Consider the following 12,177-nt stretch of genomic DNA (forward strand, 5'->3'; position numbering starts at 1 on the left):
TTATGGCAAAGGATAAAGAAAGGCTTGATGTCCTACTTGTAAACAGAGGATTGGCTCCTTCAAGAGAAAAGGCCAAGACTCTCATAATGGCGGGAGATGTTTTTGTAAACGGACAGAGAGAAGATAAACCCGGAACCACTTTTGAAGAAGCCAAGATAACATCTTTGGAAGTAAGGGGCGATACGCTTCCTTATGTGAGCAGAGGCGGACTTAAGCTTGAAAAGGCTGTAAACAATTTCGGCTTTTCTCTCGAAGGGAAAGTGTGCATGGATATCGGAGCTTCCACAGGAGGCTTTACCGACTGCATGCTGCAGAACAAGGCTTCAAAGGTCTATTCCGTCGATGTGGGACACGGACAGCTTGATTGGAAGCTTAGAAGCGATGACAGAGTTGTCTGCATGGAAAAGACCAATTTCAGATATATGGTAAGAGATGATATTGATGACGATCTGGATTTTGCATCCTGCGATGTTTCTTTTATCTCACTTACCAAGATACTTCTTCCCGCAAGGAGACTTCTTAAGGACAACGCACAGATGGTATGTCTTATTAAGCCTCAGTTTGAAGCGGGCAAGGATAAGGTTGGGAAAAAAGGTGTAGTCAGAGATCCCAAGGTTCATGAAGAGGTTGTGCACAGGATAATTGATTTTGTTCACATCGCGGGCTTTGACGTTCTTCATCTTGATTTTTCTCCTATAAAGGGACCTGAGGGAAATATCGAGTACCTCGTACATATTGAGAAGAATCCCGAGTACAACGAGAAGGTTTCGCAGCTGTCGGAAGCCGATGGCGAAAAGATATTAAGGGAAACGGTAGAAAACGGCAGCGGTTATTCTCATGAAAGTGATATGGAGAAGCTTATTAAAGAAACCGTAGACAAGGCACACGGCAATTTGGATTAAGCTATTGTGGGGGAGCCATGGAAAAGTTTTGTATAGTCACAAATAAAACTAAGGATAAAAACCTTGAGATTACAGGTTATATCATTAAATATCTTGAAGGTCACGGCAAAACCTGTACTATTGCGGAGACTACGGGACGACCGTCGGAAGGTACGATAGGAAGGGACTTTATGAGTTCCATTCCCGAGGATTCCGATTGCTGCATAGTCTTAGGCGGTGACGGCACAATGCTTGAAGCCGCAAGGAGTCTTGCTTTTCTTGATATTCCCATAATCGGTGTTAACTTAGGAACTATGGGATATCTTGCCGAGGTTGAAAAGAGCGGTATCGATGAAGCACTTGTAAAGCTTCTGTCGGGAGAGTACGAGACAGAAGACAGAATGATGCTTCACGGCAGCATAAACGGTAAGAAGGATTATGCGCTGAACGATATCGTAATAACCAGAGCATCTACGATTCAGGCTATTAATTATAATATCTATATTAACGATCTTCTTTTGTGTGAGTATCACGCAGACGGAATCATTATTTCAACTCCGACGGGATCTACCGGCTATAACATGTCTGCCGGCGGCCCGATTGTTGAGCCGTCAGCGAATATGATCCTGCTCACACCCATATGTCCGCATACGCTCAATTCAAGAAGCATGGTGCTTCCTGCAGATGCGAAAGTATCCATCGAGCTGACGGACAGCTTTAAGAATAGGAACAGCAAGGTGGTCGCTGCGTATGACGGCGGCGGTATCATCGACATGAAAGTCGGTGACAGGATAGATATCAGGAAATCCAAGAAGACTACCAAGATATTAAAACTCAACAGAGTTAGCTTTTTGGAAGTTCTAAGTAAGAAATTCAGTATGTGACGACAGCTCTTTTGGCGGAAAGGATAATCCGAAAATGAAGAATAAAAGACATGATAAGATCATCGAGATCATCGCATCACACGTTGTAGAGACTCAGGATCAGCTTGCCATGTATTTAAGACAGGCGGGCTTTGACGTTACTCAGGCGACCATTTCAAGAGATATAAGAAAGATGAAGCTTACCAAGCAGGTTACCGAGGACGGAAGACAGAAGTACGTTTATACAACAGCCGATTCGAGTGCTATGCAGGAGAAGTACGTAAGCGTCCTCAAGGCAGGCTTTGTCAGCATGGATGTTGCGCAGAATATTCTCGTTATCAAGACCGTATCGGGTATGGCGATGGCTCTCGCGACAGCGATCGATGCGCTCAAGTTCAAAGAGATCGTTGGATGTATCGCAGGCGATGACACCATTATGATCGCGATAAAGACCAATGAAGAGGCTCAGAAGGTCATGGATACATTACATGACATGATGCAAGAATAAGTGGGGAAATATGCTATATAGTTTACACGTTAAAAATCTGGCTCTAATAAAAGAGCAGGAGATAGAGTTTTCGAAGGGGCTTAATATACTTACAGGTGAGACCGGTGCAGGTAAATCAGTGGTTTTGGGCTCTGTTAATCTTGCGCTCGGAGCCAAGGCGGATGCTTCTCTTATAAGGACCGGAGAAGAGTCGGCGCTTGTCGAGCTTGTTTTCGGGATCGAAAGCGATGTTCAGAGAAATGTTTTAAAAGAGATGGATATTCCTGTTGAAGATGATGAGACGATCGTCATTCAGAGAAAGATAATGCAGGGAAGAAGCATTTCCAAGGTTTGCGGAGAAACGGTTACGGCAAGGCAGCTCAAAGAGATTGCAAATGCCTTTATCAATATTCACGGACAGAACGACAATCAGGAGCTTCTTAAGAAAAAGAAGCATCTTGAGATTCTCGACGATTACTGTGCGGACAAGACACAGGCTCTTTTTACCGAGTTAAAAGAAAAGTATGCGGATATGAAAAAGCTCGAGGAAGAGCTTGAAAATACGGATATAGACGAGGCTTCAAGGCTTAGGGAACAGGAGCTTTTGGAATATGAGATAAAAGAGATTACGGATGCGGAGGTCGTTCTCGGAGAGGATGACGAGCTTGAGGGAAGCTATCGCAAGATGGTAAATGCCCAGAAGATTTCGGGTGCAGCCAACATGGCTTTGGCTATGACGGGCTCAGGAGAATCGGAGGACAGCGCGGCAGACCTCGTGAGCAGGGCGGTCAGAGAGCTTTCATCGGTTGCTTCATATGACGATGAGCTTGAGGACGTCGTGTCACAGATTTCCGATGTTGAGAATCTTTTGACTGATTTTAATCGCAGTCTTTCTGCGTATATCTCGGGACTTGAGTTTGACGATGAGAAGTTTAAGACCTGCGAGGACAGGCTTAATATACTGAATCACCTTAAGGATAAGTACGGCGGAAGCTTGGAAGCAGTGCTTAAATACCTTGATGAGAAGACGGAAAAGCTTGATGCGCTAAACGACCTTGATGCGCACAGAGCTGCTCTTAAGAAGAATCTGGAAGAGAGAAAAAAGCAGGTTACAGAGCTTTGCAAGAAGATATCGGATATAAGAAAAGAGTCGGCAAAAGAGCTTGAGAAGAAGCTAATTGCTGCGCTTATAGATCTTAATTTCCTTGATGTTAAGTTTGAGATTCAGATAGATTATGATGAGAATATGATATCGAGCAGGGGCTGTGATGATGTGAGATTCATGATATCAACGAACCCCGGCGAGAGTCTTAGGGCACTTGATGATATCGCAAGCGGCGGTGAGCTTTCAAGAATTATGCTTGCGCTTAAGACTGTTGTTGCAGACAAGGACGATATCAGCACGCTTATCTTTGATGAGATTGATGCGGGTATCAGCGGAAAGACGGCGTGGATGGTCGCAGGTAAGCTCGGCGAGCTGTCTTGTGATCACCAGATCATTTGCATTACGCATCTTGCGCAGATCGCGGCGATGGCCGATTCTCATTACATGATCGAGAAAGGTCTTTCTGACGGAAGAACCGTTACAAGTATTTATAAGCTTGACGGTGAGCAGTCGGAGAGAGAAATAGCCAGACTCCTTGGCGGCGAAGAGATCACCGAGGCTTCACTTACAAACGCACGAGAACTTATAGAAAAGGCAAAGAGATGACAATTGACAATGACGATCTTATAAACAGCATAATGGCGTCACTTGGAAGGATAGATGCGATAAAGCTCGAGGACATTCCGAACATCGATCTTTATATGGATCAGCTTACGACGTTCATGGATGAGAGGCTCAAGAAGGCAACTCGTCATCCGGGCGAAGACAAGATCCTTACGAAGACGATGATCAACAACTATGCCAAGAACGATCTTTTACCTCCTCCCGTAAGGAAGAAGTATTCCAAGGATCACCTTATACTCCTCATCTTTATCTTTTACCTTAAAAATATCCTGTCGATAAATGACATTCAGACTCTGCTTGAGCCTTTAAAGAACAGGTTCCATCACAGCGACGACGAGCTTAACTTAAGCAAGATCTATGAGCTTGCGTATGAGCTTCAAAAAGAGGAGCTTGAGCCTTGTATCGACGATCTTAAGAAGAAGTACGAGAAGTCGCTTACGACATTTGAGGATGACAATCTTTCGGATGAAGAGAAAAAGAAGATGCAGATGTTTTCTTTTATCACTCTTTTATCCTACGATGTTTATGTCAAAAAGCTCCTCATAGAGAAGATCCTCGACAATATCACGGGCGCCGGGGATGATGCGGCTAAGGACAAGAAAAAAGAAAAGCCCGCGAAAGATAAGAAGAGCAAATAGGCTCCGATGTTTAGTATTAAAAGAAATTAAGAAGCAAGGAAACATAATATAAATGGGAATATACGATACACTTAATTCGCAGCAAAAAAAGGCGGTACTGCAGACGGAAGGACCGGTTCTGATACTTGCGGGAGCAGGCTCGGGAAAGACAAGGGTTCTTACGCACAGGATCGCTTATCTTATTGATGAGTGCGGAGTTAATCCATGGAACATCATGGCCATCACGTTCACCAATAAGGCGGCCGGCGAGATGAGGGAGAGAGTAGACAAGATAGTGGGCTTTGGCGCCGAGAGTATCTGGGTTTCGACTTTCCACTCAAGCTGCGTAAAGATCCTTAGAAGATACGCAGACAGGCTCGGATACGGCACCAATTTTACAATTTACGATACCGACGACTCCAAGAGTCTTATGAAAGATATATGCAAAAAATATCAGCTGGAGACCACACAGCTTAAGCTTCGCAGCATTATGGGAAGCATCTCGAGATGTAAGGATAATCTGGTAACTCCCGAAGAGTATGCATTAAGTACGCAGAATGATTTTATCAAACTCAAGATTTCCAAGGCATATACTGAATATCAGCTCGCTCTTAAAAAGAACAACGCGATGGATTTTGACGATCTTATCTTTAAGACCGTTGAGCTTTTTAAGTCCAATCCCGATGTGCTTGATAACTATCAGGAGCGCTTTAGATATATCATGGTCGATGAGTATCAGGATACCAACAATGCGCAGTTCGAGCTTATAAGACTTCTTGCCGATAAGTACAGAAACCTTTGCGTTGTAGGTGACGACGACCAGAGTATCTACAGATTCAGAGGCGCCAATATCAGGAATATTCTTGATTTTGAAAAGGTGTACCAAGAGGCGACCGTCATCAAGCTTGAGCAGAACTACCGCTCAACGCAGCAGATTCTTGATGCGGCCAACGCTGTTATCAGAAATAACTATGGAAGAAAAGACAAGGCTCTTTGGACGGATGAAAAAGACGGCGAGATCGTGCGCCTTAAGCAGTTTGACACTGCGTATGACGAGGCTACTTTTATTGCCGATGACATCGGAAAGCTTATGAGAAACGGTAAGCTTCGTTACAGCGAGACGGCTGTTTTGTACAGAACCAATGCGCAGTCCCGACTCCTTGAAGAGAAGTTTGTCTTAAACGGAATCCCTTACGATATCGTAGGCGGAACCAATTTCTATTCAAGAAAAGAGATAAAAGATCTTTTGGCTTATCTTAAGACTATCGATAACGGTCTTGATGATGTTGCGGTTAAAAGAATCATCAACGTGCCAAGACGCGGTATCGGCGCTACTACAATAGAGCATGTTCAGAGCTATGCCGATGAGAGACAGATAAGCTTTTACGATGCGATGTGCGAGGCAGATCAGATCGTTGCGGTTAACAGAAGCGCGTCCAAGCTCACTGATTTCGTTACGATGATCAGGGCGTTCAGGACCAAGATGAAGAGCTATTCTCTTGAAGAGCTCCTCAAGGATGTCCTTGATGTTACGGGATACATGGAGTATCTTAGGTCACTTGATGACGATACCGATGAAGAGAGTAACGACAGAGCCGCCAACGTTGATGAGCTTATTTCCAAGATCGCTGCTTATGAAGAAAACGAAGAGATTGAGCAACCCACTCTTTCAGGCTTCCTTGAAGAGGTTGCGCTCGTATCGGATATAGACAGGATCGGAGAGGACAATGAAAAGGTCCTTCTCATGACCATACACAGTGCCAAGGGACTTGAGTTTGAGCACGTTTATATCGCAGGAATGGAAGAGGGAGTTTTCCCTTCATATATGACACTCGGTAACGAGGATTCGGACCCCGAGGGCGTCGAAGAGGAAAGGCGTCTTGCTTATGTTGCGATAACAAGAGCCAAGAAAAATCTTACCCTCACTGCCGCAAGGCGTCGTATGGTGCGCGGTGAGACTCAGTATAACAGGGTCAGCAGGTTCATAACGGAGATTCCCAGGAACCTTTTGGATGAATCAAATGTATCGACTTCACCGTCGTTTTTATTCGATGACGGCGAGACGATCGATGAGTACGAGAGCGTTGAGGATACGTTTGGAAGAAGCGGAAGCAGCGCGTACGGCGGAGGTTCGAGGTCTTCAAGCGGATACGGCTCAGGTTCCGGAGCGTACGGCGGAAGTGGTTCACACGGTGGAGTGTCAGGATACGGTTCTTACGGCGGTTCATCTAGATCGGGCGCCGGCTCCAATGGCGGGGCGAGGTCCGAACTGGCAAATACCTACAAGCTCAAGGCTACTCCCAAGCCCGTGAAGAAGATTCCGAGGGCGGTGCCGTCCGAGAAGCCTTATATTGCAGGTGTTGCAAAGACTCATGCAAGAGGAAGCCTTGCGGGACTTTCCAAGGGCATGCCTCAGGTGGCTCAAAAGCCCGATTATGTAGTAGGAGACAAGGTTAGCCACGTTAAATACGGCATCGGAACAGTAACGGACCTTCAGGAAGGACCAAGAGACTACAAGGTTACCGTAATGTTCGATGAAGTCGGACAGAAGGTCATGTATGCCGCTTTTGCCAAATTGCAGAAGGTATAAAGTGTGGTATACTGATATTGATCATAGTTTTCAAAAAGAAAGGGGTTATCTATGGAAGTAAAGAACAAGATTGACGACTTAATACAGATGACTAGATTAAATGAACTTCTTGATAAGAGAGATGCAGAAAATGCCAAGAAGCCTTCCAACATAATCCTCTGGGTTTTGGCGATTCTTGGTTGCATATCAGCAGTTGCTATCATTGCATATCTCGTATATCAGTACATGACACCTGCATACGAGGATGATTTTTATGACGATGATTTCGACGACTTCGAGGATGACTTTGAAGACGAAGATTTCATTAGAGAAAGTTAAGTTGACAGCGTGAAGAAGAAAGAAATAATAACAGGAACAGTAAAAAGGGTGGAATTCCCTAATAAAGGAATAATGGAAACTTCTGAAGGGAAGGTCGTCGTTAAAGGCGTTCTTCCCGATCAGAAGATATCAGTCCAGATTCAGAAGGTGCGCAAGGATAAAGCGGAAGGAAGACTTGTTGAAGTCCTTGAGGAAGCACCTGATTCTATCGAAAGCCCCTGCATTCATTTTGGTAAATGCGGAGGCTGTAGTTATCTTACAATGCCTTATGTAAAAGAGCTCGGTCTCAAAGAGCAGCAGGTCAGAAGTCTTCTTAAGCCTGCGATCGACAGACAGACCACTAAGTTTACATGGGAAGGCATCAAGACAAGCCCCGTTAAATTTGCATACAGAAATAAGATGGAGTTTACCTTTGGCGATGAAGTCATGGGAGGCCCCCTTGCTCTTGGTATGCACAAAAAGGGCAGCTTTTATGACATTGTGACAGTTAGCGGATGCAGAATTGTTGACTCCGATTATCAGGCAATCCTTTCTGCAACGCTTGATTATTTTGCACCTTTGTATGAGGAAAAAGAAATCTCTTTTTACCACAGGATGAAGCAGGAAGGATATCTGCGCCATCTTCTTGTGAGAAGAGCTGTAAAGACAGGTGAGATACTTGTTGACCTCGTTACGACAACTCAGGAAGAGCACGACCTTACAGGCTTTAAGAATGCTCTTTTATCATTGTCGCTCAACGGCAGGATTGTGGGCATTCTTCATACCAAGAACGATTCTCTTGCCGATGCCGTGATCGACGAAGGCACAGAGATCCTCTTCGGACAGGACTATTTCTTTGAATACTTGCTCGGACTTCGTTTCAAGATCAATCCGTTCTCGTTCTTCCAGACCAACAGCCTTAGCGCAGAGGTTCTGTATCAGACCGTCCGCGGCTATATCAGGAGCCTCTTTGATCAGAAGAAGATAAGAGAAGACGGCGTGATCTACGATCTGTATTCCGGAACCGGCACTATCGCGCAGCTCCTCGCGCCTGTCGCCAACAAGATCATCGGCGTCGAGATTGTCGAAGAAGCCGTTGAAGCCGCCAAGGACAACGCTAAGCTTAACGGCCTCGATAACTGCGAGTTCATCGCCGGCGACGTCCTTAAGGTGCTTGATGAAATCGAAGAAAAGCCTGACATGATCATCCTGGATCCCCCCAGGGACGGCATAAATCCCAAGGCGCTCACCAAGATCATCGGATACGGCGTTCCTTACATGATCTACGTCTCCTGCAAGCCCACAAGCCTTGCCCGCGACCTCGAGATCCTCCAGGAAAACGGCTACGCCATGACCCGCGCCGTCGCCGTCGACCAATTCCCCTGGACAAGCCATGTTGAAACAGTCGTTCTCTTAACGAAAACGACTGTTAAGGAAGTTTGAGTTTAGAGACGACTGTTGTTCCGGCTCGCGCGTTTTTTTGCGCGAGCGCGGAACTTCCTTGCTAATATACGGTCCATGCGATAGATGTCCACGATTGGCGAGCGCGGAACTTCCTAATATAATTCACATGTGTTAAAGAGAAGCACAAGAGAGATTTCAAAAATGTTGAAAAAAAATAGAAGGTGCTAGTTAATATAGAATCAATGTTTGTAGATGATGTAAAAGCAGGAACAACAACACTATTTGATATAACTACTTATTCAAAAGAAAAGTTTGAAACTATGGAGTTTTACGCAAATCAATGGTGATTTATATGCAGCTTGAATAGTGTGTTATGAAAGGCAGAGAGTTTTTTCCTCTGCCTTTTTTCTATCTAATTTGAATTGCTTCTTATGAATAACTTGAACATCTATCAACATGAATAGAACTGAATAAAGATATGCAAGTGCCAAAATCAAATTGACACAAACATGGCACAATAATATAATTGTGCCATGAGATTATTGGCACAGGAGGGATGAGATATGATCACAACACTTGATGATGCTTTAAAAAGAATCTCAGAGCTTGAGGAAGAAAATTCAAAGCTCAAAGAAGAACTTAAATATTATAAGAGCAAAAAGTTTGCAGGCAGACAGAAGCATGATGAGCATTGGATGCAATCATATAACAACTTCGTAATCCAATATGAAGATGGAATGACAATAATGGAGATTGTGGATAAGGGTGAAATTAGTCGCAGGACTGCATACAGATATAAGGCATACTACGAGAGACTCAAGAAGATGCAGGAGAAATAAAAAATGAAACCGGTGAGAATGACAATAAATAATGGGAGTGTTGAATAATGCAAGTACTTGTAATTCCGGATGTACATCTTAAAGCTTGGTTATTTGACCGAGCCGCAGAAATTCTTAGGGAAGGAAAGGCTGATAAAGCAGTGTGCCTTATGGACATACCTGACGATTGGGGAATGGAACTCAGTGTAGATCAATACCGAGACACTTTTGATAGGGCTATTTCTTTTGCTAAGGAATATCCTGAGACTTTGTGGTGCTATGGAAATCATGATGTGAGTTATCCTTGGGGAAAGCTGGAAACAGGGTATTCGCCTTATGCTGAAAAAACAGTCATTGCAAAACTGAATGAACTAAAATATGGGTTGCAGAACCAATCTCAGATTGCGTTCATACATAGAATGGATAATGTTCTGTTTATGCATGGAGGATTAATAGCTGAGTATGTCAGCAGATTAAATCCTGAATTATTGGCTGCAGATATAGATGAAGTTTTAGAGGCAGTGAACAATGCATCAGATAAATACCTGTGGAATGATGAGTCACCGCTTTGGTATAGACCGCAGTATAAAGATATAGATGCTTTTAGGAGAGAAACATATTTACAAGTAGTAGGTCATACTCCAGTAAAGAATATATACGAGAAAAATGGATTCATTTCTACAGATGTTTTTTCAACATATAGTGACGGAAGGCAAATCGGGGAATCAGCCATGATTATTATTGATACTGAAACTAGGAAATATGAAAAGGTTCCGGTAATTGGGAAACTTGGGTATAAGGTTTGTACTGTTACAGTGGATGAAGAATAGACAAAGACATGATAAGTATTGAAAAAATAGTAGCTTTTGTTATAATAAAACTAACAGGAGCTCCCACACCTCTCTTTGAAGTGTCCAATGGGAGCACATTTTTATTTTAGGGGTTATTATGCAACTTAAAAAGTCTAAGACTTATAAGGAGCAGGTTGAGATATTAAGAAATAAGGGACTTAAAATTCAGAACAGTGGCAATGTTATTTCTTTTCTCAATCATGTTAACTATTATAGGTTTTCGGGATATTTTCTTCCGTTTATTTCAAAAACAGATAAAAAATTTCATGATGGTACAAGCTTTGAGCAATTAGAGAATATATATCATTTTGACTCAGAATTAAGAAAGCTGATAATGGGAACAATAGATGAAATAGAGATATACTTGAAATCTCAGATTTCGTATTACCATTCTCAGAAGTATGACGCAGAAGGGTATACAGATAGTGCAAATTACAATAGCAAACATAATCATAATGCTTTTTTGCAACGTGTATCAATCTGTATAGCTGAAAACCAGCGTACTCTTGTTGTTAAGCACCATATGAATAATTATGGTGGTCATTTTCCAATATGGGTATTGATTGAGTATTTTTCTATTGGAATGCTTTCATATTTTTATCGTGATCTACCTAATATTGATAAAGCGACTATTGCACAAGATACATATGGTGTGAATTATCAGGTACTTGATAGTTGGTTTAGGTGTCTTACGGATTTACGAAATAAATGTGCTCATTATTCTAGATTGTATTATTGGATATTTACAGCGTTACCAAGGATGCCACAAGGCGAAAAATATATACCTACAAGAAGATTATTTGCTCAGCTATATATGCTGAAACTTATGTATCCAGATCATAAAAGATGGAATGATGAATTTGTAAAAACGTTGGCAAAACTAATGAGGAAGTATAAATCGGACATAGTGAAGGCGCATATTGATTTTCCATATAAATGGAAATCTATGCTGGTGTATAAATGATGTACGCTATTTTTAACCCCTTCACTCCAAACTATGTAAAAAGGGGTGAACATATCAAAGCCTAGTATCTACGCAGTATGTTTAAATTGTCTGCAGTAGTACCGCACGTCGAAACCGTCGTTCTGTTAACGAAGACGAGCGGTAGCGAAGGCTGAGTGTTACAGGCGCGGTTGTTCTGGCGAGCCCCGTATTTTGGGGCGAGAGCGGAACTCCCTCATAAAATATGTATTATCCCCGGGAAAAAATATTTCCCGGGGATTTTTTGCATTATTACAGGAGATTTGTTACCTTTATATAATATACAAATAATTATTGAGGAGATAAACCGATGAAAAATAGAACGTAAGCGTCAAATAATCCGCCTATCTGTAAAATAAACGCCGCAGGTTTATTTGCGGCGTGGTTTACGGCAGTTATCTGGTAATGTCTCGGACCATGGTAATAACTGATCCAGACTTGCCGTATCTATATTTCCATTCTCATCACGGAGCTTTGGAAGTTCTGTAAGGAGGTGATCAACGTAGTAATAGGAACTGAGGTTATTTAATCTTGCAGTCTCAACAACTGAATAGATCACAGCACTGGCTTTCGCGCCTCTGATGGTGTTCATGAACTCCCAGTTCTTTCTGCCTATCGTGAACGGTCTTATACTTCGTTCAGCAGCTTATGCGAATAT

At 42.9% G+C, this 12,177-nt stretch carries 11 protein-coding genes and 1 pseudogene; 11 read left to right on the plus strand and 1 reads right to left on the minus strand.

Annotated elements, in window-relative coordinates; genetic code table 11:
* Nucleotides 1-2: 2 nt before the first annotated feature.
* The 11 genes from BM377_RS11625 (at nucleotide 3) to BM377_RS11675 (ending at nucleotide 11,501) form a co-directional block, all read left to right on the plus strand.
* A complete protein-coding gene (locus BM377_RS11625) occupies nucleotides 3-902 on the plus strand; it encodes a TlyA family RNA methyltransferase (RefSeq protein ID WP_092248434.1) in 900 nt (299 codons plus the stop codon).
* A gap of 17 nt (nucleotides 903-919) precedes the next feature.
* Entirely contained in the window at nucleotides 920-1,765 is an 846-nt protein-coding gene (locus tag BM377_RS11630) for an NAD(+)/NADH kinase (RefSeq protein ID WP_092248437.1), read from the plus strand.
* 34 nt (nucleotides 1,766-1,799) lie between these two features.
* The gene (locus BM377_RS11635; RefSeq protein ID WP_092248440.1) at nucleotides 1,800-2,252 is read left to right on the plus strand and encodes an arginine repressor; all 453 of its coding nucleotides are present in this window, start codon (nucleotides 1,800-1,802) and stop codon (nucleotides 2,250-2,252) included.
* A gap of 10 nt (nucleotides 2,253-2,262) precedes the next feature.
* Nucleotides 2,263-3,942, plus strand: coding sequence for a DNA repair protein RecN (gene recN / locus BM377_RS11640; protein WP_092248444.1), 1,680 nt, complete (start codon nucleotides 2,263-2,265; stop codon nucleotides 3,940-3,942).
* Complete coding sequence (locus BM377_RS11645) at nucleotides 3,939-4,598, plus strand: DUF1836 domain-containing protein (RefSeq protein ID WP_092248446.1); 660 nt, start codon at nucleotides 3,939-3,941, stop codon at nucleotides 4,596-4,598. Before recN ends, BM377_RS11645 begins: the two co-directional genes overlap by 4 nt.
* Nucleotides 4,599-4,650: 52 nt before the next feature.
* Entirely contained in the window at nucleotides 4,651-7,167 is a 2,517-nt protein-coding gene (locus tag BM377_RS11650) for an ATP-dependent helicase (protein ID WP_092248448.1), read from the plus strand.
* 51 nt (nucleotides 7,168-7,218) lie between these two features.
* Complete coding sequence (locus BM377_RS11655) at nucleotides 7,219-7,485, plus strand: DUF4366 domain-containing protein (RefSeq protein ID WP_092248451.1); 267 nt, start codon at nucleotides 7,219-7,221, stop codon at nucleotides 7,483-7,485.
* A gap of 9 nt (nucleotides 7,486-7,494) precedes the next feature.
* Nucleotides 7,495-8,907 carry a 23S rRNA (uracil(1939)-C(5))-methyltransferase RlmD gene (gene rlmD / locus BM377_RS11660; protein WP_092248454.1) on the plus strand — a complete coding sequence of 471 codons (1,413 nt, stop codon included), beginning with the start codon at nucleotides 7,495-7,497 and terminating at the stop codon, nucleotides 8,905-8,907.
* Nucleotides 8,908-9,431: 524 nt separating this feature from the next.
* Complete coding sequence (locus tag BM377_RS11665) at nucleotides 9,432-9,707, plus strand: helix-turn-helix domain-containing protein (protein ID WP_092248459.1); 276 nt, start codon at nucleotides 9,432-9,434, stop codon at nucleotides 9,705-9,707.
* Between the two features lie 47 nt (nucleotides 9,708-9,754).
* Entirely contained in the window at nucleotides 9,755-10,516 is a 762-nt protein-coding gene (locus tag BM377_RS11670) for a metallophosphoesterase (protein ID WP_092248462.1), read from the plus strand.
* A gap of 118 nt (nucleotides 10,517-10,634) precedes the next feature.
* A complete protein-coding gene (locus BM377_RS11675; protein WP_092248466.1) occupies nucleotides 10,635-11,501 on the plus strand; it encodes an Abi family protein in 867 nt (288 codons plus the stop codon).
* A 388-nt stretch (nucleotides 11,502-11,889) separates the two neighbouring features.
* Here the strand turns inward: BM377_RS11675 and BM377_RS11680 are convergent.
* Nucleotides 11,890-12,162: pseudogene (locus tag BM377_RS11680) on the minus strand (transposase domain-containing protein); the annotation flags it as partial.
* Between the last annotated feature and the right edge of the window lie 15 nt (nucleotides 12,163-12,177).

It is taken from the genome of Butyrivibrio sp. INlla21 (assembly GCF_900116875.1).
GTDB lineage: Bacteria > Bacillota > Clostridia > Lachnospirales > Lachnospiraceae > Butyrivibrio.

Coding starts and splice junctions, on each gene's coding strand:
- BM377_RS11630 (WP_092248437.1), top strand. CDS start 920: ATGGAAAAGTTTTGTATAGTCACAAATAAAACTAAGGATAAAAACCTT.
- BM377_RS11650 (WP_092248448.1), top strand. CDS start 4,651: ATGGGAATATACGATACACTTAATTCGCAGCAAAAAAAGGCGGTACTG.
- BM377_RS11625 (WP_092248434.1), top strand. CDS start 3: ATGGCAAAGGATAAAGAAAGGCTTGATGTCCTACTTGTAAACAGAGGA.
- BM377_RS11635 (WP_092248440.1), top strand. CDS start 1,800: ATGAAGAATAAAAGACATGATAAGATCATCGAGATCATCGCATCACAC.
- BM377_RS11665 (WP_092248459.1), top strand. CDS start 9,432: ATGATCACAACACTTGATGATGCTTTAAAAAGAATCTCAGAGCTTGAG.
- BM377_RS11645 (WP_092248446.1), top strand. CDS start 3,939: ATGACAATTGACAATGACGATCTTATAAACAGCATAATGGCGTCACTT.
- BM377_RS11670 (WP_092248462.1), top strand. CDS start 9,755: ATGCAAGTACTTGTAATTCCGGATGTACATCTTAAAGCTTGGTTATTT.
- recN (WP_092248444.1), top strand. CDS start 2,263: ATGCTATATAGTTTACACGTTAAAAATCTGGCTCTAATAAAAGAGCAG.
- BM377_RS11655 (WP_092248451.1), top strand. CDS start 7,219: ATGGAAGTAAAGAACAAGATTGACGACTTAATACAGATGACTAGATTA.
- BM377_RS11675 (WP_092248466.1), top strand. CDS start 10,635: ATGCAACTTAAAAAGTCTAAGACTTATAAGGAGCAGGTTGAGATATTA.